The organism is Gemella haemolysans, assembly GCF_012273215.1.
Classification (GTDB): Bacteria; Bacillota; Bacilli; order Staphylococcales; family Gemellaceae; genus Gemella; species Gemella haemolysans_A.
The window spans coordinates 786,235-809,327 of sequence record NZ_CP050965.1 but is presented as its reverse complement, the minus strand read 5'-3'; the positions used below and the strand labels follow the sequence as shown (position 1 = coordinate 809,327).

The following is a 23,093-nucleotide window of genomic DNA, read 5'->3' as shown; positions in this document are numbered from 1 at the left end:
ATGGCAATATTTTTCATAAAATGTTATAATAAAATGATAATAAGATAAGGAGGTAGATCTTGTGAGAACGGTAAAAGATGTATTTATTCATTTAAATAAACTAGCTGATGTTAAGTTAGCAGAAAATTGGGATAATGTTGGATTGTTGTTAGGAAACAATAATAATGAGGTAAATAAAGTGTTAGTATGTTTAGATGTAACTACTGACGTCGTAGAAGAAGCTATAGCTAATAAAGTTAATCTAATAGTTTCACATCATCCTCTTATCTTTAAACCATTAAAATCTTTAGATTTTACTTCTGATTTTAAATCGAGAATTATTCGTGATTTGATAAAAAATGATATCTCAGTTATTTCATTTCATACAAATTTAGATTCTGCGACTTTAGGTCTTAATGATTATTTAGCTAAACTTCTTAAATTAGAAGATATACAAGTATTATTTGAACATAATATAGATAAAACAGCTGGTTTAGGAAGAATTGGAAAATTAAGTAGTCCACTGAAATATAGTAACTTTATTACTTATTTAAAAGATAAATTTTCATTAGAAAATGTGGCGGCTGTTATTGGTGATGAAAAGGAAATCTCTACTGTTGCATTATTAGGAGGAAGTGGAGCTGATTTTATTTATACATTACCAGAAGTAGATGTATATTTAACTGGTGATGTAGGTTATCATGTAGCACTTGATGCAATAGAAATGAAAAAAAATATAATTGATATTGGTCATTTTACTGAAAGTCTTGTAAAAGACTTACTTTTAGATTATATCTCAGAATTAAATGTAGAGGTAATAAAATCAACAGTTGAAAAATCACCATTTACAATACTATAAAGGAGGTAACGATTTATGGCAAAAACAACACCAACGATGGAAGATTATATAGAAGTGATATATTCATTAGTAAAGAATAAAGGTTATGCTAGAAGTGCTGATATCGCAGAAAAATTAGAAGTATATCCTTCTACAGTAACTAAAATGTTAAAAAAGCTTGATGTCGAAGGATACATCGTGTACGAAAAGTATAGAGGAATTGCACTTACTGAACAAGGTGAGAAAATGGGCGAATATGCCTTAACTCGTCATGAATTATTAGAAGATTTCCTTAGACTTATTGGAGTAGACGAAGATAAAATATATGAAGAAGTTGAAGGAATTGAACATCATTTTGGTAAGAGTTCATTAGAAAAAATAAAAGACTTAATGAAATATTTAAAAGAAAACAACTATAAAGCGTAATGGAGAATAATTGTGGTAGATAAAGAGTATTTAAAATTATGTCAGCACATTCTAGATAATGGAATAGAAAAAGAAGATAGAACTGGTGTAGGTACGAAAAGTGTCTTCGGTTATCAGATGAAGTTCGATCTTTCTGAAGGATTTCCTTTATTAACTACTAAGAAAGTAAATTTTAATTTAGTTTGGTCAGAATTACTGTGGTTTATAAAAGGTGATACTAATATCAAGTTTTTATTAGAAAATAAAAATAACATATGGAATGAATGGGCATTTAAAAAGTGGATAGAAAGTGAAAAATATACTGGTCCTGATATGACAGATTTTGGTCATAGAACATTGGTTGATGAGGAATTTTCTAAACAATACAAGGAACAAATGGCGATATTTAAAGAACGAGTACTTACAGACGAGAGCTTTTCAGAAAAATATGGTGATTTAGGTAATGTTTATGGGAAACAATGGAGAAACTTTAACGGTATTGATCAACTTAAAAATGTAGTGGAGCAGATTAAAACTAATCCATCTTCACGACGTTTAATAGTTTCATCATGGAATCCGGCAGAAGTAGATACTATGGCTTTACCACCATGTCATTCACTATTCCAATTTTATGTGAATGATGGTAAATTAAGTTGTCAATTATATCAACGAAGCGGAGATGTTTTCTTAGGAGTTCCATTTAATATTGCATCTTATTCACTGCTTACTATATTAATAGCTAAAGAATGTGGTCTTGAGGTTGGTGAATTTGTTCATACACTTGGTGATGCACATATTTATAAAAATCATTTTGATCAAGTAAAAGAACAAATGTCTAGAACACCATATTCTTTACCTGAATTAAAGGTCAACGACTTTGAAAGTATCTTTGATCTTAAGATTGAAGATGTTGAAGTTGTTAATTATGAAAGTCATCCATTCATTAAAGCACCAATAGCTGTTTAGGAGGGGTAATATGTTATCACTAATAGTTGCATATGATAAGAATAAATCCATAGGTCAAGAAAATACTATTCCTTGGCGTTTAAAGAGTGATATGTTGCGAGTTAAAGAGTTAACTACAAATCAAACAATTATCATGGGACGTAAAACACTAGATAGTATAGGAAAAGCTTTACCTAATCGTATAAATAGAGTTTTGACTCGGGACAAAAATTCCTTAAAACATTATTCAAATATAGAAATCTATTCAGATGATTCAATTTTAGAAAATATCGAGACTGAAAAGGCATATATATTTGGTGGTGGAACGATTTATAGTAAATTTTTTGATAAATGTGATGAATTGTTTATCACTGAAGTAGATACAATAGTAGAAGCTGATACAAAGTTTCCTGATTTTGATGAAAATGAATGGGACTTGTTAAGTCGAGAAGAATTTAAAAAAGATGATAATAATGAATTTAACTATTCATTTTTACACTACATAAGAAAAAGGAAGGAGTAGAAAATGGAAAAAGTAAAAATTATTATTGATTCATCAAGTGATTTAACGTTTGATGAAATAGAAAAATATAATGTTGAAGTAATTCCTCTTACAATTAATATTGATGGAAATGAGTATGATTACCGTACAATAAGTAATGATGAATATATAGAAAGAATGAGAACAGCTACTAGTTATTCAACTAGTCAACCTGCAATTGGTAAGTTTTTAGAAGCTTATGAAAGATGGACAAAAGAAGGCTATAAAATTATTGTTTTAACTCTTTCATCTGCCTTAAGTGGAACTTATAATACTGCTGTTACTGCAAGTTCTGAATTTGAAGGTGTTTATGTTGTAGATAGTAAAACTACAACTCGTGGAATGGTATTTTTATTAAAAGAATGTCTAAAACAATTAGAAGAACAGGTAGCTGTTGAAACGATTGTAGAAAGCTTAAGAGAAAAAGCTAAAAATATTTTAACATACGTTACAATCGATAAACTTGACAATTTGGTAAAAGGTGGTAGACTAAGTAAGTCACAAGCTTTAATCGGAGGTCTTTTAAATATAAAAGTTTTAACTCAGTTAAAAGAGAAAGAATTAGTTGCTTTAGATAAAGTTCGTGGTAAGAAAAAATTAGTTCAGACTTTAATTAAACATATTCAAGAAGAAAAACAAGATAAAACTATAAAAAGTATAAGTTTACCTAATTCATTAGCTGATGAATATGTAGCTTTAATTAAGTCAGAATTAAAAGAAACATTTGGTTATGAAGTAAATGAAGATGAAATATTTACGACAACACCAATTATTTCGACACATACAGGAGAAAATGCAGTAGGTATCTTAGTAGAGTTAGTATAATCGGAGGTAAAGATTATGACAAATTTCGATGAAACAAGATTATTTGATAGCAATTTTTATGATAAAAATGATATTCACAACATATTAAAAAATGTTGTTGAAACAATAAAACAGCGTGGGTATGATCCTATTAATCAATTAATGGGATATATTAAAACTGCTGATCCAGTATACATTCCTAGAGATAATCATGCAAGGGAGCAAATAAGATTAATAGATATGGATGATATACTAGAGTACTTATTATACTTTTTTATACAGGAGTCGTAGATGTTAGATAAGAGAATAATGGGCCTTGATTACGGATCAAAAACTATAGGTGTTGCTGTTAGTGATTTGTTAGGCTTGACTGCACAAGGTATTGAGACTATTAATATCAACGAGCAGATAAAAGATTTTAAAATTAAAAGGATTAAAGAATTAGTTCAAGAGCATAATGTAGGAAAAATTGTTGTTGGCCTTCCTAAAAATATGGATAATTCTGTAGGTTTTAGAGGTGAAGCCACATTATTTTTTGTAGAAGTTTTGAAAAAGAAGATAAAGAATGTTGAAATAATTCTACAAGATGAACGTTTAACTACTATGGGTGCTGAAAGAGTACTTCTTGAAGCGAATGTTTCAAGGAAGAAAAGAAAAGATGTTATTGATAAAATGGCTGCAGTATTAATATTACAGACATATTTAGATAAATTAAATTAATATAAATTTCAGGAGGAAAATAAAATGCAAGAAAAAGATTTAAAAAACATTAGTATTGATAATACTGAAGAGGTGTATACACTTAGTACTTTAGAAGGTGAAGAAAAAGAATACCGTAAAATTTTAGAATTTACTAACCCTACAAATGGTAATCTTTACTATATCTTCGCTGAGGAAGAAACAATTGATGAAGAGGAAATTAGTATTTTCCCAATGGTATGTATAGAAGATGGAGAAGACGCTGTTCGTTTTGAACCAGTAGAAACAGATGAAGAATATGATATGATTTCTGAAGTTTTAGATACTTTTTATTACGACGAAAGTGAGTAAGTAATGAGAGAAGATAAGATAAGAAGAAGAAAAGAACTGAGAAAAAAGAATAGAAAAAGAAAATCTATCATTCCTATAATACTGACAGTATTTGTTGTTGTAGGTATAGCAGTACTATCAATATTTTATTACATGACAACCCCGGTTGATAAAAGTAATAATAAGGATATTACAGTAGAAGTAAAAGAAAATTATGGAAGTGCGAGAATAGCACAAGAATTAAAAGCAAAAGGTTTAATCAAAAACGAAGAGGTATTTAAAATATATTCTAGATTAACACCGAATACAACTTTTTATGTTGGTAGCTTTAAATTAAAACAAAGCATGAGCTTATCTCAAATTATACAAGAATTAGGAGCTAAAAATAAAGGTAAAACAGGTAATACGTTTGCTTTAATCGAAGGTGACAGTATTTTGAAAATTTCTAAGAATCTAGAAAAGACAAAACTAGATCCTAAAGAATTTTTAGAAAAAGTTAATGACGGCGTATTTATTAAAAAACTACAAGCTCAGTTCCCTGAGTTAATAACAGATGAGATTTACGGTAAAGATATTAAATATGCTTTAGAAGGATACTTATATCCAGCTATTTATGATTTAAAAGATGATGAAACAGTTGAGAGTTTAATTACTAAGATGGTTAAATTATCTAATGAAAAAATAGTACCGTTATACAAAAAGAATAATAAATCATGGAACATTGGTGGACAAAATAAACAAGTGTCTATCCATCAATATATGACGCTTGCTAGTATCTTGGAGAAAGAGTCTACAAAATCAGATGAGAACAGATTAATTGCTAGTGTATTCTTGAATAGACTTGCACAAGGTATGAGATTACAAACTGATCCATCAGCAAACTATGCTGCAGATAAACTTACAGGCGCACCGACGCAAGCAGAATTATCATTGAATTCTCCATATAATACTTATACTAATATCGGTTTACCACCTGGTCCAATTTCTTCAATTGGTTCAGAATCATTCGAAGCGTTAAATAATGCGGAAAATACGGATTATGTTTATTTCTTACATGCAACAAAAGATGGAAAAGCATATTTCTCTAAAACATATCCAGAACACGAGAAGTTAGCTAAGGAACATATTGAAGGTTATATTCCATCGAGTAGCTAGAAAAGTAAATAATATATATAATTTAACATATTAGAGAATAGTCTAATTAATCACTTTAAATGTTGATTGATTAGGCTGTTCTCTTTTTATGTTTGTAATTAGCTACTATTGAATAAATAACAAGATTAAGGTAAAATTAGATATAAGATAAAATTTTAGGAGAAATTATGCAACAGTATTTTTTAAATGAAGAATTGAATGTTGAATCAACATATGAATTATCAAAAGATGACAGCAATCATATTGTCAGAATAATGAGAAAAAAAATTAATGATAAAGTATATGTAGTATTTAATAATGAAATTAAGTACATTTGTAATATTATAGATAATAATGTAGATAAAGTTCTAATAACACCATATGAACAGGTAGATGGTAGTAATGAACTTCCAACAAAAATAACGGTGGCTATTCCGCCTTTGAAGAATGATAAAATAGAGTACTTAATTCAGAAGCTTACTGAACTTGGAGTAAGTAATATTATTTTATTTAACTCTGAACGTAATATAGCAAAAATTAAAAAAGATAAAGTGGATTCTAAATTAAATAGATGGAATAAGATTATAAAAGAAGCGGCTGAGCAATCAAAACGTAATATTATACCTGATATAACTTATGTGGATAGTTTGAAAGAATTAATTTTATTTAGTGAAAATTACGATTATAAAGTTGTTGCTTATGAGAAAGAATCTGTAAATGAAGATAACGTTAATTTTAAGAGATTATTAAATTCTGATTTAAATAATAAAAACGTTATTGCAGTTTTTGGTAGTGAAGGTGGTCTTTCAGAACAAGAAATCTATAATTTATTAGATGATAATTTTGAAGTAATTGGCCTAGGAAAAAGAATATTAAGAGCTGAGACGGCACCTCTGTACTTTGTGAGTTGTGTTAGTTATTTTAGTGAATTCAAGTAAAGGAGTTTAACTATGAGTATTGAATTAAATTTAACAGCTAAAGAAATATATGAAAAAGAATTTAAAAAAACTAGAGTAAAGGGTTATAGTGAAGAAGATGTAAATGATTATTTGGACTTAATAATTGAAGACTATATGAAACTTGATAAACTACTTACTCGTTTAAAAGAATTAGAAATTGAAAATCAAAATCTTAAAATTAAAATTGAGGCTATAAAAAATGCTAGTCGAGAGGATAAACCAGCACAGGTTACTAATTTAGACATATTAAAAAGATTATCTAAACTTGAAACAGCTGTTTTTGGTCCTAATCATTCTGATCATGATTTATATTAATATATTATTATAAAAGATTAAATAAGGAGAATATCATGAATATTTTACTGATAGTTTCTGGTGGAATTGCGGCATATAAATCTATTGATTTATCTAGTTCCCTAGTGAAGAAAGGTAACGATGTTAGGGTTATACTTACAGAAAATGCAAAGAACTTTGTGACAGAACTACCTTTTCAATCATTAACTAAAAATAGAGTGTATACTAATACTTTCGATGAATTAAATGAAAATGAAATTCAACATATTGATTTAACTAAATGGGCAGATAAAATAATTGTAGCACCAGCTACTGCAAATATAATTTCAAAATTTTCGTGTGGAATTGCTGATGACTTAGCAACTTCTCTTATGTTAGCTGTTCAGGATGTAACAAAAGTATATATTGTTCCTGCAATGAATACAGTTATGTTTAACAACCCTATTATTAAAGAGAATATAAGCAAGCTTTTGAAACTAGGTTTTAATTTTGTTGAGCCTGATAGTGGATTGTTGGCTTGCGGTGATGTCGGGAAAGGAAAATTTCCAACAGTAGAAAAAATTGAAAAAGCTGTTTTCTCTGAGACAGAGTTAGACTTGAAAGGAAAAAAAGTTTTAGTAACTGCTGGTCCTACTAAGGAATTCATAGATCCGTTTAGATGTCTAACTAATCCATCTACTGGAAAAATGGGGATTGCTATAGCTAACGAATTTAAGAAAAGAGGAGCTGAAGTAATTTTAGTAACTAGTGTGAAGAATGATACTATTTTAAATGGTATAAAGGTATTAGATGTTGTTAGTACAAAGGATATGTTTGAAGCGGTAAAAAATAATTTTAAAGATTGCGATTATATAGTTAAGGCAGCTGCAGTATCTGATTATACCCCTGTACTTGTCTTTGATAAAAAAGTAAAAAAACAAGATGGAAATCTTACAATGGAGTTTGAGAGAACTCAAGATATATTGAAATATGTTGGTGAAAATAAAACAGAAGAACAAATTGTTGTAGGATTTGCTGCTGAAACTAACGATCTTCTTGCATATGCTAGAGAAAAAATAGTTAAGAAAAATTTAGATTATATAGTGGCAAACGATATATCTCAAAAAGATATCGGTTTTGGAAGTGATAATAATGAGGTGTGTATTATTGACAAATTCAATAATATAACAAAAATTGATAAATCTAGTAAGACAAACATAGCTAAAGAAATTGTAGATACTGTTACTAAGTAAGCTTGAAACTTTAAAGAAGGTGAGGTGAGATTATGTATGCTGAAGTTATTGTCGATGTAAATAATCATAGTGTCGATCAGAGTTTTTACTATTTAATTCCTGATGAAATTAAGGAACATGATCTTGTAGGTTATAGAGTGGAAGTTCCTTTTGGCACTCGTGTAGTTCAAGGATATGTTGTTAATGTTAGTGAAAAATATAACAGGGGATACGATAGAGATAACTTTAAAAGTATAAAAAAATTAAAAGATGACTTTCCAATTTTAACTAAAGAAATGCTTCTTTTATCTAAAGTTATGGCAGATGAACTTTTTTGCACTAGAATTCAAGCTATAGAAACGCTAATTCCGACGACATTAAAAAATAAATATGTCGAGTATTACGAGTTGATAGATGCGAACAAAACTTTACTATTTGATTATGCTAAGTACTTTGATAAGAACTACTTAGTTGAAAAGAAAAAGTTTGAAAAAATTTTTTCAATCGAACAAATTGGATATTTAATCTCGCTAAAAGCCATAAAACTTATAAGTAAAGTTAAAGAAATAAATAATAATATTACGGAAGAATTCTATATTCTAGGTGATATTAGTAATGTTAAACTAACAAAGAAACAACAGATAATTGTTGATTACCTTAGTAAGAATGAGAAGATAAAGAAATCGGATGTTAAAGAAATATTAAATATTGGACCTACAGTAACGAAAAAATTATTAGAACAAAATGTTATCCGTATTATTGAAGAAGAAGTAATTCCTGAGATTAACACGACTATTTTACAAAATGAAACAGAACTAAGTAAATATCAACGAGAAATCTATGATAGTATTGCAAAAAATTATAATACTAATAAATTCAATGAATATCTTCTCCATGGTGTTACAGGATCTGGGAAAACTGAAATATATATTAAATTAGTTGAAGAAAGTTTGAGAAATGGAAAAGATGCTATTGTTCTTGTTCCAGAAATAATTTTAACACCACAAATAGAGAAAAAATTCAAGAAAATTTTTAATGAAAACATTGCTGTAATTCATTCTAGATTGAATACTAAAGAGAAATATAACGAATGGAAAAAGATTAAAGACGGTAAGGTTAAAATTTGTCTTGGAACTAGATCTGCTATTTTTGCCCCATTTGAAAATCTAGGTATTATAATTATTGATGAAGAACATGAAAATAGTTATAAACAAACTGAATCTCCAAGATATGATGCTAAAGATATCGCAAAAAAGCGTGGTATTTATAATAAATGTACTGTAGTGTATGCCAGTGCAACGCCATCTGTTGATTTATATTATAATTTTGAAAAGAATAATCCTAATAATTTATTAACTTTAACGCATAGATTTAATAATAATTTACCAAAAATTAATATTGTTCATACAGAAGATAAAGAAAAAGTAATAGCTGATGAATTACTTGTTAAGATTAAGGAAAAAATTGACAAAAAAGAACAGGTATTATTATTGATGAATAAAAGAGGATATACTAATTTTATTCGTTGTTTTACCTGTGGTCATTTATATAAATGTGAGAACTGCGATATAAGTTTAAATTATCATAAACACGATAATTCGTTACGTTGTCATTTTTGTGGATATCATAAAAAAATTTCAAATATAAAAAAATGTTGCGAACATCCAGAGTTAGTTTCAGGTAACTATGGAATTCAAAAGGTAGAGGAATATTTGATTCAACATATATCAGATGTAAGAATAACAAGGATGGATTCAGATACGACTAGTCGAAAAGGTGCATATGAGAAGCTATTAACTGATTTTAAAAAACATAAATCAGATATACTTTTAGGGACTCAAATGATATCAAAAGGTCTGGATTTCCCCAATATTACTTTAGTTGGAGTACTATCAATTGACAGTATGATAGCTATACCGAGTTTTAAAGCGAATGAGAAGCTATTTCAGTTATTAGTTCAAACAGCAGGAAGAGCTGGAAGAAGCGAAAAAGAAGGCGAAGTTGTGTTTCAAACAAATATAGCGAGCAATATATTGGATTATGCAATTGATCATAGTTACGAGAGATTTTATAAGTACGAATTAAATCGCCGTAAACTCATTGACTATCCGCCGTTCTGTAAAATTTCATTTATTACGATAAAAGGTTATGATGAAGTGAAAACAGAACAGGTTGCAAAGATGATTTATAACTTTATAAGTAAAAAACTTAGTGGTATTTCTATTCTTGGTCCGAATAAAAGCTTATTCTATAAGATTAATAATGAGTTCAAGTATAATTTGGCAATAAGGTATAATGATGAGGAATATAGTAAATTACATCCGCTTTTGAAGTATATAAATGATTATTTTGCAGAAAGTTTTTCAAAAGAGAAGATAACTATAACAATAGATAATTCAGCTTTAGATTTTATGTGATTTCATGTAAAAATTAATTTAATAGATTCAATTAATCAGCTTGTAGAAATTGCTTTACAAGTTGATTTTATTTGTTTAGAAATACGATAAAAATTTGAAAAAATAGCGATTTTATCGTATAATATAAGGATGTAGATTTATATTTTATGACTGGAGGAAGATTGTGGAAATAGAACAAGTTATAAAAATTTCACAACTCTATGATTTTTACTCTGAATTACTTAGTGATAAACAAAAACAATATTTAAATGATTATTATTTTAATGATTTATCATTAACAGAGATATCGGAAAATTACAATATTTCAAAACAAGCTGTTTCAAATAATATTAAAAGAACAGTGTTAGAGTTAGAACAGTTTGAGGAGAAGTTAAATTTAATAAAACTAAACAATCAAAGATTGTTTTTACTAAATGAAATAAAAAAATCAACAAATGATACAGAAGTACTGACATATGTTGATGAATTGATAAAATTAGAAAACTAGGAGAATCTTTTATGGCATTTGAAAATCTATCGCAAAGATTACAAAATACAATAGCGAAGCTTACAGGAAAAGGAAAAGTTTCTGAAGCTGATGTTAAAGAAATGATGAGAGAAGTTAGGTTGGCATTACTAGAAGCCGATGTTAACTTTAAAGTAGTAAAAGAATTTGTTAAGAAGATTAGTGAAAGAGCAGTAGGAACTGAAGTTATGAAATCATTAACTCCTGCTCAACAAATTGTAAAAATAGTAAATGAAGAACTTGTTGAATTACTTGGTGGTTCTAACGTTGAATTAAACCAAGGTGGTAAGATTACAACAGTAATGATGGTTGGTCTTCAAGGGGCTGGGAAAACAACTACAGCAGGTAAGTTAGCTCTTAAAGTTAAAAAAACTATGAAGAAAAAACCCCTTCTTATTGCAGCTGACGTTTATAGACCAGCAGCGGTTCAACAATTGAAAACTTTAGGAAAACAACTTGATATTGAAGTTTTCTATGTTGATAAAGATCCTGTAGATATTGTTAAAGATGGATTAGCATTCGCTAAAGAAAATTACTTTAACTATGTAATTATCGATACTGCTGGGCGTCTTCATATTGATGAATTACTAATGGATGAATTAAAAGATATTAAAGCGGCAACAACTCCAGATGAAATCTTACTTGTAATAGATGCAATGATTGGACAAGAAGCTGTTAATATTGCAAGTTCATTTGATGAACAACTAGATATCACTGGATTAGTACTAACGAAACTTGATGGAGATACACGTGGTGGGGCAGCCTTATCTATTAAATCTATCACTGGTAAGCCGATTAAGTTAGTTGGTATGGGTGAGAAAATGAATGACCTAGAAATATTCCATCCAGAACGTATGGCTTCTCGTATTTTAGGTATGGGTGATGTCCTTACTTTAATCGAAAAAGCTCAAGCTTCTATTGATGAAGATGAAGCCAAAAAAATGCAGGAAAAAATCCTTAATCAAAGTTTCACCTTCGAAGACTTTTTAACTCAACTTGAACAAGTGAAAAAACTTGGTAGCTTAAAAGATATTCTAGGAATGATTCCTGGTATGGGTAAACTTAAAAATATGAATTTAGATGCAGTTGATGAAAAGCAGTTTGTTTATATTGAAGCTATCATCAAATCTATGACTATTGAAGAAAGGCAAAATCCAGATATCATTAATGTACCACGTAGAAAACGAATTGCACAAGGTAGTGGTAGACCAATTAATGAGGTTCATAAGTTAATTAAGCAATTCGAAGAAATGAGAAAAATGATGAAACAGTTTGGTGGACTTATGAATGATAAATCTAAGAGAAAGGGTCTAGGAAGAATGTTTGGTGGCAAACTTCCATTTTAATAAATTATGAATAATATAGTTTTATTTCAACCAGAGATACCAGCTAATACAGGTAATATAGCACGAACATGTGTTGGTACTAATACAAGATTACATTTAATTAGACCTTTAGGTTTTTCTATTGATGATAAACATGTTAAACGTGCAGGTTTAGATTACTGGGAACATTTAGATTTAGTTGTTTGGGATAGTTTTGATGAATTTCTTGAAGCGACTAATGATAAGCATTATTATCTTATTACTAAATTTGGTTCAAAGAATTATTGTGATTTTGATTTCTCTAATGAAGAAAATGAAGATATATATTTTATCTTTGGAAGAGAAACTAAAGGATTGCCTAAAGAATTCCGAGAAAAATATAGTGAACAAGCATTACGTATACCTATGAGTGAAAATGTACGTTCATTGAATTTATCTAATACAGCGGCATTAATAATTTATGAAGCTCTGAGACAACAAAGTTTTAATAAATTACAATAATATGATTATAATTTATTAAATCCTAAATTAAAGAGAATTAATAAGAATAGAGGTTTATTTATATCTAAATTTTTTATAAAAGCTTTTTAGATATCTAGTAAATATTATGGGAGTAATCGACAAAATCGAATTCTTCAAAATCTTGATTTTGATTTACTCCCTGCGTATTAATAATATAAAAGGAGAACAACATGACATTTGTTGATATTATAGATGATAATAACTTAGTAGAAGATAGCACTAAAGATATGTTATTAAAATTGTTAGAATGTGCTGCGGAGTATGAAAATGTTGATACTGAGATTACTGAGATGTCATTATCTTTTGTTAGTAAGGAAGAAATTCAAGAAATTAACCGTGATTATAGAGGTAAAGATGTTCCAACTGATGTTATTTCTTTTGCATTAAATGATGAAGTAGAAGATGAAATTGATATTATTGGACTTGAAGATGAAATTAATTCTATTGGAGATGTTATTATCTGTGTAGATATTGCTCATGAACAAGCAAAAGAATATGAACATAGTTTCGATAGAGAAATTGGTTTCTTAGCAGTACATGGTTTTTTACATCTACTTGGTTATGATCACATGAATGAAGAAGATGAAAAAGAAATGTTTGGAAAACAAGATGAAATTTTAGAAAAATTTGGTTTAAGGAGATAAGCATGTTTGAAGAACAAATTAAAACTGGATTTGTCACAATTATTGGCCGTCCTAATGCTGGTAAATCTACGTTATTAAATAATATATTACAACAAAAAATTGCAATCATGTCAGATAAACCACAAACAACGAGAAATATTATTAATGGTGTATATACTGATAATGATTCACAAATCGTGTTCATTGATACTCCTGGAATACACAAGCCAAAGCATAGACTTGGAGATTATATGATGAAACTTGCGAGTAGTGCGATTCAAGAGTCAGAAATAGTTTATTTAATTATAAATGCGAGTGAAAAGTTTGGACCTGGAGATCAACATTTAATAAATATTGTTAAAGAATTAAAAGTTCCTACATTTTTATTAATTAACAAAATAGATTTAATTTCACCGGAACAATTAATCCAAATCATAGAATTTTATAAAGATTTATATGATTTTGTGGAAATAGTTCCTATTTCTGCTCTTAAATCAATAAATGTAGATAATCTACTAAATACAACGAAAAAATACTTGCAACCAAGTTTTAAAATGTATCCTGATGATGTAATTACAGACTCACCTGAGTATTTTGTAATTTCTGAATTTATTAGGGAAAAAGTCTTACAATTAACAGAACAGGAAATACCACATTCTATAGCTGTTGTTATCGATAGAATTGAGAAACAACCAGGTAAGAAAAAAAATATTATTGCGACTATCGTTGTTGAGAGAAAATCTCAAAAAGGTATGATTATCGGTAAACAAGGTAAAATGATAAAAGAAATTGGTTCTAGAGCAAGAAAAGATATTGAGGTTCTTCTTGGCGAAAAGATATTCCTAGAATTATGGGTAAAAGTTATTGATAATTGGAGATCAAAACCAAATCAAATTAGAGATTTAGGCTATAGGGATGATATCTTTGACTAATAGAAATTATATAACGGGGATTATAATAAAAAAAATACGTTATAAAGATTATCATGAAATTTTACAGGTTTTAACAGAACAGGGAAATGTAGAAAGTTTTTTTTATGAGAATGTTCATAAAAGCAAAAAGAAAATTAAGGTTAGTACACCATACGAAGTGAGTATTAACTATTTTCCTACAAATGGTATGAATAAAATTACAAATTTGGAAATTGAAAATACATATACCAATATAGTTTATGATGTTATTAAAAATAGTTATGTTTCAAATATGTTGGAATACACATATTTGGTTAATGATAACTCCTTTAATATTTATAAGCTACTAAAACTTTGTTTAAATAATATTGAAAGTAATGTTTCCGAAAAGTTAGTTGTAAGCTATTTTTTAGCGAAAATATTAAAAGAGCAAGGTTTTATGTTTAAATATCAAAAAACTGATTATGATTATGTAGGTTATAGTTTTCAGAAGAATAGTTTTGTTGATAAGTATAATACGGACTACAGTGTCTATGGATTGAATGATCACCTCGTAAAACTTACATACTATCTATCAATTAAAAATATCGATTTTTTGGAAAGTTTAGAAATTGAAAATAAAGATTTAATTAGACTCTTTTCATTTTTTAATATGTTATTTAAAGAATTTATTGGAGTTGAAACGAAATCATATAAAAAAATACTAGAACTTGAAGAAATATTAGGTTCTAAATAGAAAGAGGCTATGTATGAATAATGCAATAGGAGTATTCGATAGTGGAGTGGGAGGATTAACGGTTGCTCGAGAAATAATGAGACAACTTCCTAATGAAACTATTTATTATTTCGGTGATGTGAAAAATTGCCCTTACGGAGATAAAACTAGAGAAGAGATAATTAAATATACCGATAGAGCGGTGAAATATTTAATTGACAAAGGTGTTAAAATGGTTGTACTAGCGTGTAATACGGCAACGGCAGCTGCACTTAATTATCTTCAAGATAAATATGACATACCGATAATAGGAGTAGTACAACCTGGTGCAAGACGTGCAATTCAGGCTACTGAGAATAATAAGGTTCTTGTTTTAGGTACTAAATTTACTGCAAAATCAAAAGTTTATGATATCGAAATTGAGAATATTAATTCTGATATTCAAGTCGTTGATAAAGCTTGTCCTGCTTTTGTACCTTTTATTGAATCAGAAGGTAACGTTGATAAAGATGCAACAAAGAAAATTATACATGAAACTTTAGAGAATACACGCAACTTAGGTGTAGATACAGTTGTTTTAGGTTGTACGCATTATCCAATTTTGAAAAAAGATATAGAAGAATATTATGGTAATAATATTAAGGTTATTTCTTCAGGACGAGAAGCTGCACGAGAAGTTAGCTCCGTATTAGGATATGCAAAGTTACATCAGAAGAGATTTAATAAAAAAGATCATGAGTTTTACATATCTGAAGCCAGTGAAAATTTTAATAATATAGCTTCTAAATGGTTGAATAAAGAAATCATTGCAGAAGTAGTAGATTTATAGGAGAAAATAATGAAAGAATTAATTTTAGCATCTAATAATGCTCACAAAGTAGAAGAAATTAAAAGTATTCTAGAAGATTATAATATCTTAACTCTTAAGGATATTAATTATACAGAAGAAATTGTAGAAGATGGTTCTACATTTGAAGAGAATGCATTAATAAAAGCTCGAACAATAAGTAAATACTCTGGTAAAACAGCTATTTCTGATGACAGTGGATTAAGCGTTGACTTACTTGATGGGAGACCCGGTGTCTATTCTGCAAGATATTCTAAAGAACAAACTGATGAAAAAAATATAGAAAAAGTTCTTTTAGAGTTAAATGGACAAAAATCAAAAGCTAAATTTGTTTCTGTTATAGCTCTTGTAAAACCTGATGGAACAGAATTAACTTTTAGAGGTGAGTGTCATGGCGAAATTATTTTTGAAAAACGTGGTACGAATGGTTTTGGATATGATCCAATATTCTATGTTCCATCTTTAGATAAAACTTTTGCAGAGTTAAGTGCTGAACAAAAAAATAGTATTAGTCATAGAAAACAATCATTAGAGAAATTTTCTCAATATTTGAAAGAAGAAAGTGATGAAAACTAGAATAATTCGTGAAGATTGTATTGCTTGTGGAAATTGTAATGCTATCTGTCCTGACATATATGATTATGACGAAGATGGAATTGCTTATTGTATTATAGATGAAAATAATATGACAGAAGTAGTTCCAGATAAATATAGAAGTTTGGTTCTTGAAGCACAAATAAATTGTCCTACTGAGGCAGTTTATGTGGAAGAGGACTAGAAAGGAGAGAAGATTGAGCAATAAAAAAACAAAAAAATCAAAAAAAACTAGTGGAAATAAAAAATCAACTAACTCCAAAGGTAAAAAAGGTACTACAAAGAAAAATCCTAAGAAAAATATAATTCCAGTTTTAACTAAAGAAACATACAGAGGATTGTATTTTGTAATTTCTGTTCTTATTATAATTTTATCTGTTCTTCAGATGGGATTTGTAGGTAAATTTTTTGATTCATTATTTAAATATCTATTTGGTAGCTTTAGCTATATACTATATATTATTATAGTAGCTACACCAATTTATTATATAATGAATAAAAAAATAAAAACACCTGTTATTGTAGTAACGCTCTTAGTGTTGATAGATTTCTTATTCCAGTTAATACTAGTAGGTAATGCAGAAAGCACTTATATTAGGTTTACAGAGATATATAATGGTAAAGTGTTAACTTATGGCGGTGGACTGATATCTTACTATCCAGTTAAATTTTTAATATATTTATTATCATACTATGGATCTTTATTAGTAGTTATTTCAGCATTTATTACGTCAGTATTCCTATATTTTAATATAAACCATAGAACGCTTGTTTTAAGATTAAAGCATCAAATTGTTGATGCCTTTGACAAAAGTGAATATGTAGATGAAGAATATGACGAGTATCTCGAATTTGACGATGAAATTATAGACGATTATAATTATGTAGATACAAAAAAAGAAAATTCTAATGAACAAAGATATAATAATATAAAAGATAAAGATTTAGTGGTAGATATTAGAGAGTTTAAAGAAGAACCCGAGGAAGAACTTGTACAAAGAGTCACAAGAAAACAAGCTAAGACAAAAGAAGTTAAAAGTGTTGATGTTGTTGAAGAATCTTTAAATGAAGAAGTGTCTGAAGAATCATATGATAATTATCAGCTACCACCAATTACATTGCTTAATAGTCCAGTTAAAAAACAAACAATAACTAAGGGTGATGTAGTTGAAAAATCTAAAATATTACAAAGTACATTTAATAACTTTGGTATTGAGGTGAAAATAGTTAAAGCAATAGTAGGTCCTTCTATTACACAATTTCAAATTTTGCCGACTCCTGGAACTAAGGTGAGCAAGATAGTGAACCTGAGTAATGATATTGCGTTGAATCTTGCAGCCAAAGATGTACGTATAGAAGCACCTATTCCTGGTAAATCATTAATTGGTATTGAAATTCCAAATACAGTAAATGAATTAGTAACAATGAAGGAAGTATTTGTAAATGATGAGGACAACTCGCCTCTATCTGTTGCCTTGGGGAAAGATGTATCTGGTGAATCAATTTTTACAAGAATCGATAAAACACCGCACTTATTAATTGCAGGATCAACAGGTAGTGGTAAATCAGTATGTGTTAATACTATAATTACAAGTATATTACTAAAAAATAAACCAGATAAAGTAAAATTAATAATGATAGACCCTAAAATGGTAGAATTATCAATATATGATGGAATTCCGCATCTATTAACATCAGTTGTAACTGATCCAATAAAAGCTGCTGATGTACTTCATAAAGTAGTTTTAGAAATGGAAAATAGATATCGAGAGTTTGCTAGAGCACGTGTTAGAAATATGGAAGGCTATAATAAAATAGCAGCAAAAGATCCTGATTATAAAGAACTACCGTATATAGTAGTAATTATTGATGAATTGGCTGACTTGATGATGGTGTCATCTAAAGAAGTAGAAGAATCAATAGCACGAATAGCTCAGAAAGCACGTGCTGCAGGAATACATATGATTATAGCTACTCAGAGACCGTCTGTAGATGTTATAACAGGTGTAATTAAAACAAATATACCTTCAAGAATAGCATTTGCAGTAAGTTCAAGTATTGATTCAAGAACAATTTTAGACAAATCAGGAGCTGAAACTCTGCTTGGTAAAGGCGATATGCTTTACTTATCTGCTGATTCAAGTAAACCAGTACGTATCCAAGGAGCCTTTCTTTCAGATGAGGAAGTAGAAAAAGTAGTAGATTACGTTAAGAGCCAGTCAGAGGCTCAATATGATCCAAATATGACACCAAGTGAAGTAAGTTCACAAGGTGGTAGTTCATCAGCGGATGATGTAGATCCATTGTATAAAGAAGTATTACTATTTATAGCAAAAACACAAAAAGCTTCAGCTTCACTGTTACAACGTAGATTTAAAATTGGTTATAATAGAGCAGCTAGAATAATAGATATGCTTGAAGAAGATGGTTATATCGGTCCAGTTGATGGAAGTAAGTCTAGAAAAGTATTTTTAGAGAAGGAATTTGCAGAAGATTATGAGTAACGTAGTTTACATAAGTAACTTTATGTAAACTATAATATGATATTATTAAGAGAGGTAAATTAAATTGAGAAAAAATAATAAAGTACTAGTTGGGTTATTGATAATCGTACTTTTAGCGGTTATTGGATTATCTGCTTATGCTTATCATAAGCAAAAATCATTAAATAATGTTAAACCAAAAGTTACAGAGACTAAGAAAGAAGATTCTAAATTTGAAAGAATAATAAAAGAAAGTTCTAGTAACTTTAATAAAGAAAATGAATTAAGTAAGAAAATTGATATACTAAAAAATCTATTAACTTATAAAGAAGAAATAAGTAAAGAGAATAAAGATAAACTTAACGAAAAATTTAATTCTCAAGTAAAAGAGATGCGAGAAAAAATTAAAAATAGTTTGAAAGATAATATTGGTTTACTAACGGTATCTAATGAAGATAAAACTAATACTGAAAAAATTACTAATGTTAATAAAGAACTTACTGAACTGCAAACTTTAGTAGATAAAGAAAAAGAAACAATTTTTGAAAAAGATGAGGACTACAATGAAATTTCTCAACTAATTAAAACAAATCTTGCAACTACTGAAGTAACACAAACAGCTGCAACAACAAACAATAGTAATACTACTGAACAGGTTCAACATACTGAAGTAGTTGAAGTACCAACTCCTCAAGGACAAAGAGGGACGACTTCGTATACTCCTCCAAGAGTACAAAATAGTCCAGCACCTAGTACTAGTAATACTACTGCTTCTAACACACCGTCAACTCCAACTCTACCAGCACCAGTAGAATCAAGTACAACTGAAACTTCTGGTACTAGTGAATAGTATAATATATAATAAAAACAGGATAATAAGACTATTTATCCTGTTTTTGTTATTGTAGCATATTACAGAATATGTTATAATTATAATGAATTTAAATTTATGCAAGAAGGGTAAGTAATAATAATGAATCTACCAAATAAAATAACATTATTTAGAACAATATTAATACCTATATTTATAGTATTTTTATTATATAATATGGGAGGAAGTATTTCTATCCTAGGTGGTCGAAATATAACCCTTAATATTTTTATAGCAGCATTGATTTTTATGTTTGCATCATTCACAGATTTTATTGATGGATATCTTGCTAGAAAATATAATTTAGTCACTAATATGGGTAAATTCTTAGATCCATTAGCTGATAAACTTCTAGTTGGAAGTGCCTTTATTGTAATGGTTGAACTAGGTTTAATGCATAGTTGGATGGTAGTGGTTGTAATAGCAAGGGAATTTGCAGTTACAGGTCTTAGACTTTTGGCTGTAGAAAAAGGGGAAGTAATACCCGCAGGAATTCTAGGTAAATTAAAAACTATTAGCCAATTATTAGCTATTATTCTTATTTTATTAGGTAATCCAATTTTTAACAGTATTGGTTTTAAACTAGATTATATCCTATTATGGATTTCTGTATTATTGACTATTTTATCAGGATTAGAATATTTCAAAAATTCTTTACATGTATTTAAATAATGTTAGTGATAGGATCTCCTATCCTAACATTTTTTTTAATAGAAAAATTAGAAAGGTGTGATTATATTGGATAATATTCTGAAAGATGAGTGTTTTAAGAAAAGATATCCTATTACTTTAGTATGTCATAATAATAAATGGATAGAATGGTATAATGAGATGGAAGTAAAATTATCAAAATTACTTAATGATATACCTATAAATATTTATCATATTGGAAGTTCTGTAATACCAAATATAGAATCAAAAAATATAATAGATATACTTATAGAAACAATAGATGATAGAAATTTTGATAAAATAGTTCAAATTCTTTCTAAAGAATGGGAATTACGTTGGAATGAAGACGATAGAGCTTTTTTAGTTAAAGGATATGGCGAGAAAGGTTTTCTAGATAAAGTGTTTCATCTTCATATAAGAAAAAAAGGTGATATTACTGAAGTAGAATTCAAAAATATATTATTAGAACATCCAGTAGTTGCAAAGAAATATGAGGCTTTAAAGTTAAAACTAGAAAAAGAATATAAATATGATAGAGAAGGATATACTGAAGGAAAAACAGAATTTATAGATAATATTATAAAAGAATATAGTTTACATAAATAATATTATGAAAACTATATTCTTTATTTTACTTCTTTATTATTTAAATAATTATATAATCCGTGAATAGCAACTATTGACCAAACACCTTCTAGTAAAACAAATCCCCATTGTTTCCCAACAAAGGCATCAATACCAAGAATTAATGCTCCGATAGCATTTAATAATAAATAACTAAGTGATGTAGTTTTAAGTTTTCCTAACTGGCTAAATACAAAGCCGATAAGAATTAATAGTGATCCTAAAACTTGTACAATAATACCCATAAACTTGTACAATAATACCCATTTTTTACCTCCATAATATTTAATAACTTTTATATTTTAACTTAATTGGAGATATATTGCAATACTAATCATCTAATTTATCAATAGATTGTTTAATTATCTTTTTAGATTCATTAATATATAGCATTGAAGTATCACTGTTAGAGTGTCCCATTTGAGTCATAATGATTGGGATGTTACCGTTTGTTTTTAATGCTAATTTAGTACCGTAACTATGTCTTAGTTTATGTGGTGACATAGGAACATTAAAGGCATCGGTATATTTCATAACTAGTTTTTGGATAGCTCTTATTGATAATCCAGCTTTATTTTTACTAATAAAGACATAGTCTTCTCTATTAAGTTTAAAAGGTAGGGAAGTTATGTATTCATTAAGTCTATCTAATGCTGATTTAGTTATTATAACGGTGTCTACTTTATTACCTTTTCTAATGACGTTTATTTCACTATTTAGAAAATCTATATCCTTAACCTTTAAATTAGCAAGTTCATTAACACGAATACCACTTTTTAAAAATAGCGTTAATATCGCAAGATCTCGTGCTTTATCACGTAAAAAGAATGTCTTTCCATGTTTTGATAAAGTTTTCTCGTACTCAAATTCAACATACTGCAAGAATTCTTCGTCCTGAGAGTCTAAGAATATCTTTTCAGAAATTTTCTTTGATCTTGATGATAATGTCTCTTTCACTCGATTAATAGGTATCTTAAGCATTACATTTCGCTCAAAATAAGCTCGTCCTTGTTCATTCTCGCTTGTAACAGTAAGAAACTTATACAGAGACCGCATAGCAGCCTTATAATTGTTTACAGTCGTTTGACTTCTATATTTTCCATTAACTTGTTCACGAGAGAGACTTTTAAAATAACTTTCCATTTCTTTTTTAGATATATTTTCTAAAGTAGATAGTTGAACTTCTTTTATACTTTCTGCATCTGAAATTGTTTCTCTAATAGTCCAGTTTAGAAAATTCTTGTAAGTTTCTAAATATCTATGTAAGGTAAGTGGCGATAAATTATCGTAATACGTGTCGATGAAGTCTTCTATATAATCTGGGAATTCAGGAAGTATTTTATTTATTTTTTGTTTATAATAATCACGTTGATTCATTGGTATTACTACATTCTCCTATAGTTTATTAATTATACATATAATATGTATTATACGAACAAATATATTATATCATATTTATTAGTTTCTTTCAATATACTTCAATCCCCTTATTTCGATAAAGAATAAAATATTTCATTTTTAGTTTCTGATAAATGATTATTTATTTGATTTATTTTGTTTTATATTAATTTTTTCAATTTAATGAGTAACTATAATTAATAATATATGAGTTTCACTTTCAAATTTGAAATTCTAGAAAAAAAATGACCTATTTAAACGTCATATAAGCTTTCTAAATAATTATTTAATACAATTACTCCAAAATGATATAAAACCTTTTAAAATTGATTTAAATGGCTAATTTGGCATTTTCATCTAATTCAGCATATATTTTAGTTAATTTCTATATATATTTTATTAATATAATGTAAAAAGCTATCTAAGTTTCCTTAGATAGCTTAAAGT

28 protein-coding genes are annotated in these 23,093 nt (G+C 28.2%); 26 read left to right on the top strand and 2 right to left on the bottom strand.

Annotated features, from left to right (window positions below; translation table 11 throughout):
• Positions 1-61: 61 nt before the first annotated feature.
• The 26 genes from FOC48_RS03870 (at position 62) to FOC48_RS03745 (ending at position 21,230) form a co-directional block, all read left to right on the top strand.
• The gene (locus FOC48_RS03870) at positions 62-838 is read left to right on the top strand and encodes a Nif3-like dinuclear metal center hexameric protein (protein ID WP_003146009.1); all 777 of its coding nucleotides are present in this window, start codon (positions 62-64) and stop codon (positions 836-838) included.
• Between the two features lie 15 nt (positions 839-853).
• Positions 854-1,243 carry a transcriptional regulator MntR gene (mntR, locus tag FOC48_RS03865; RefSeq protein ID WP_003146011.1) on the top strand — a complete coding sequence of 130 codons (390 nt, stop codon included), beginning with the start codon at positions 854-856 and terminating at the stop codon, positions 1,241-1,243.
• A 12-nt stretch (positions 1,244-1,255) separates the two neighbouring features.
• Positions 1,256-2,188 (top strand): thymidylate synthase, encoded by a 933-nt coding sequence (locus tag FOC48_RS03860; protein ID WP_003146012.1) that lies wholly within the window; start codon positions 1,256-1,258, stop codon positions 2,186-2,188.
• Positions 2,189-2,198: 10 nt separating this feature from the next.
• A complete protein-coding gene (locus FOC48_RS03855) occupies positions 2,199-2,690 on the top strand; it encodes a dihydrofolate reductase (protein WP_003146014.1) in 492 nt (163 codons plus the stop codon).
• 3 nt (positions 2,691-2,693) lie between these two features.
• Positions 2,694-3,533 (top strand): DegV family protein, encoded by an 840-nt coding sequence (locus tag FOC48_RS03850; protein WP_003146015.1) that lies wholly within the window; start codon positions 2,694-2,696, stop codon positions 3,531-3,533.
• A 15-nt stretch (positions 3,534-3,548) separates the two neighbouring features.
• The gene (locus tag FOC48_RS03845) at positions 3,549-3,803 is read left to right on the top strand and encodes an IreB family regulatory phosphoprotein (protein WP_003146016.1); all 255 of its coding nucleotides are present in this window, start codon (positions 3,549-3,551) and stop codon (positions 3,801-3,803) included.
• Positions 3,804-4,232: a Holliday junction resolvase RuvX gene (gene ruvX / locus FOC48_RS03840; RefSeq protein ID WP_003146017.1), complete on the top strand. Its 429-nt coding sequence runs from the start codon at positions 3,804-3,806 to the stop codon at positions 4,230-4,232.
• Between the two features lie 24 nt (positions 4,233-4,256).
• Positions 4,257-4,562 (top strand): DUF1292 domain-containing protein, encoded by a 306-nt coding sequence (locus tag FOC48_RS03835; protein ID WP_003146018.1) that lies wholly within the window; start codon positions 4,257-4,259, stop codon positions 4,560-4,562.
• A 3-nt stretch (positions 4,563-4,565) separates the two neighbouring features.
• Entirely contained in the window at positions 4,566-5,696 is a 1,131-nt protein-coding gene (gene mltG / locus FOC48_RS03830; protein WP_003146020.1) for an endolytic transglycosylase MltG, read from the top strand.
• Between the two features lie 167 nt (positions 5,697-5,863).
• Positions 5,864-6,613, top strand: coding sequence for an RsmE family RNA methyltransferase (locus tag FOC48_RS03825; protein ID WP_003146022.1), 750 nt, complete (start codon positions 5,864-5,866; stop codon positions 6,611-6,613).
• Between the two features lie 12 nt (positions 6,614-6,625).
• The gene (locus FOC48_RS03820) at positions 6,626-6,949 is read left to right on the top strand and encodes a DivIVA domain-containing protein (RefSeq protein WP_003146023.1); all 324 of its coding nucleotides are present in this window, start codon (positions 6,626-6,628) and stop codon (positions 6,947-6,949) included.
• Positions 6,950-6,984: 35 nt separating this feature from the next.
• On the top strand, positions 6,985-8,160 hold the full coding sequence (gene coaBC / locus FOC48_RS03815) for a bifunctional phosphopantothenoylcysteine decarboxylase/phosphopantothenate--cysteine ligase CoaBC (protein ID WP_172497858.1): 1,176 nt from the start codon (positions 6,985-6,987) through the stop codon (positions 8,158-8,160).
• Between the two features lie 32 nt (positions 8,161-8,192).
• On the top strand, positions 8,193-10,556 hold the full coding sequence (gene priA / locus FOC48_RS03810) for a replication restart helicase PriA (protein ID WP_003146026.1): 2,364 nt from the start codon (positions 8,193-8,195) through the stop codon (positions 10,554-10,556).
• 163 nt (positions 10,557-10,719) lie between these two features.
• Positions 10,720-11,043, top strand: a complete 324-nt coding sequence (gene ylxM, locus FOC48_RS03805; RefSeq protein WP_003146027.1) for a YlxM family DNA-binding protein — start codon at positions 10,720-10,722, stop codon at positions 11,041-11,043.
• 11 nt (positions 11,044-11,054) lie between these two features.
• The gene (gene ffh / locus FOC48_RS03800) at positions 11,055-12,407 is read left to right on the top strand and encodes a signal recognition particle protein (protein ID WP_003146028.1); all 1,353 of its coding nucleotides are present in this window, start codon (positions 11,055-11,057) and stop codon (positions 12,405-12,407) included.
• Positions 12,408-12,410: 3 nt separating this feature from the next.
• Positions 12,411-12,887 carry a tRNA (uridine(34)/cytosine(34)/5-carboxymethylaminomethyluridine(34)-2'-O)-methyltransferase TrmL gene (gene trmL, locus FOC48_RS03795; RefSeq protein ID WP_035466764.1) on the top strand — a complete coding sequence of 159 codons (477 nt, stop codon included), beginning with the start codon at positions 12,411-12,413 and terminating at the stop codon, positions 12,885-12,887.
• Positions 12,888-13,078: 191 nt separating this feature from the next.
• Positions 13,079-13,552: an rRNA maturation RNase YbeY gene (gene ybeY / locus FOC48_RS03790; protein ID WP_003146030.1), complete on the top strand. Its 474-nt coding sequence runs from the start codon at positions 13,079-13,081 to the stop codon at positions 13,550-13,552.
• Between the two features lie 2 nt (positions 13,553-13,554).
• Positions 13,555-14,463: a GTPase Era gene (gene era / locus FOC48_RS03785; protein ID WP_003146031.1), complete on the top strand. Its 909-nt coding sequence runs from the start codon at positions 13,555-13,557 to the stop codon at positions 14,461-14,463.
• The gene (recO, locus tag FOC48_RS03780) at positions 14,447-15,178 is read left to right on the top strand and encodes a DNA repair protein RecO (RefSeq protein WP_172497856.1); all 732 of its coding nucleotides are present in this window, start codon (positions 14,447-14,449) and stop codon (positions 15,176-15,178) included. Before era ends, recO begins: the two co-directional genes overlap by 17 nt.
• 13 nt (positions 15,179-15,191) lie before the next feature.
• Positions 15,192-15,986: a glutamate racemase gene (gene racE, locus FOC48_RS03775; RefSeq protein WP_003146035.1), complete on the top strand. Its 795-nt coding sequence runs from the start codon at positions 15,192-15,194 to the stop codon at positions 15,984-15,986.
• Positions 15,987-15,995: 9 nt separating this feature from the next.
• Positions 15,996-16,580 carry an XTP/dITP diphosphatase gene (locus FOC48_RS03770; protein WP_003146036.1) on the top strand — a complete coding sequence of 195 codons (585 nt, stop codon included), beginning with the start codon at positions 15,996-15,998 and terminating at the stop codon, positions 16,578-16,580.
• Positions 16,570-16,782: a ferredoxin gene (locus tag FOC48_RS03765; RefSeq protein ID WP_003146037.1), complete on the top strand. Its 213-nt coding sequence runs from the start codon at positions 16,570-16,572 to the stop codon at positions 16,780-16,782. Before FOC48_RS03770 ends, FOC48_RS03765 begins: the two co-directional genes overlap by 11 nt.
• A 202-nt stretch (positions 16,783-16,984) precedes the next feature.
• Positions 16,985-19,102: a DNA translocase FtsK gene (locus FOC48_RS03760; RefSeq protein WP_003146039.1), complete on the top strand. Its 2,118-nt coding sequence runs from the start codon at positions 16,985-16,987 to the stop codon at positions 19,100-19,102.
• 64 nt (positions 19,103-19,166) lie between these two features.
• Positions 19,167-19,931 carry an Hsp70 family protein gene (locus tag FOC48_RS03755; protein ID WP_003146040.1) on the top strand — a complete coding sequence of 255 codons (765 nt, stop codon included), beginning with the start codon at positions 19,167-19,169 and terminating at the stop codon, positions 19,929-19,931.
• Positions 19,932-20,054: 123 nt separating this feature from the next.
• Positions 20,055-20,624: a CDP-diacylglycerol--glycerol-3-phosphate 3-phosphatidyltransferase gene (gene pgsA / locus FOC48_RS03750; RefSeq protein WP_003146042.1), complete on the top strand. Its 570-nt coding sequence runs from the start codon at positions 20,055-20,057 to the stop codon at positions 20,622-20,624.
• 57 nt (positions 20,625-20,681) lie between these two features.
• Positions 20,682-21,230: a GrpB family protein gene (locus tag FOC48_RS03745; RefSeq protein WP_231291926.1), complete on the top strand. Its 549-nt coding sequence runs from the start codon at positions 20,682-20,684 to the stop codon at positions 21,228-21,230.
• A 20-nt stretch (positions 21,231-21,250) separates the two neighbouring features.
• Here FOC48_RS03745 and FOC48_RS03740 read toward each other — a convergent pair whose 3' ends face one another.
• Positions 21,251-21,493: a CBU_0592 family membrane protein gene (locus FOC48_RS03740; protein ID WP_003146045.1), complete on the bottom strand. Its 243-nt coding sequence runs from the start codon at positions 21,491-21,493 to the stop codon at positions 21,251-21,253.
• Positions 21,494-21,578: 85 nt separating this feature from the next.
• A complete protein-coding gene (xerS, locus tag FOC48_RS03735; protein WP_003146047.1) occupies positions 21,579-22,625 on the bottom strand; it encodes a tyrosine recombinase XerS in 1,047 nt (348 codons plus the stop codon).
• Positions 22,626-23,093 lie beyond the last annotated feature (468 nt).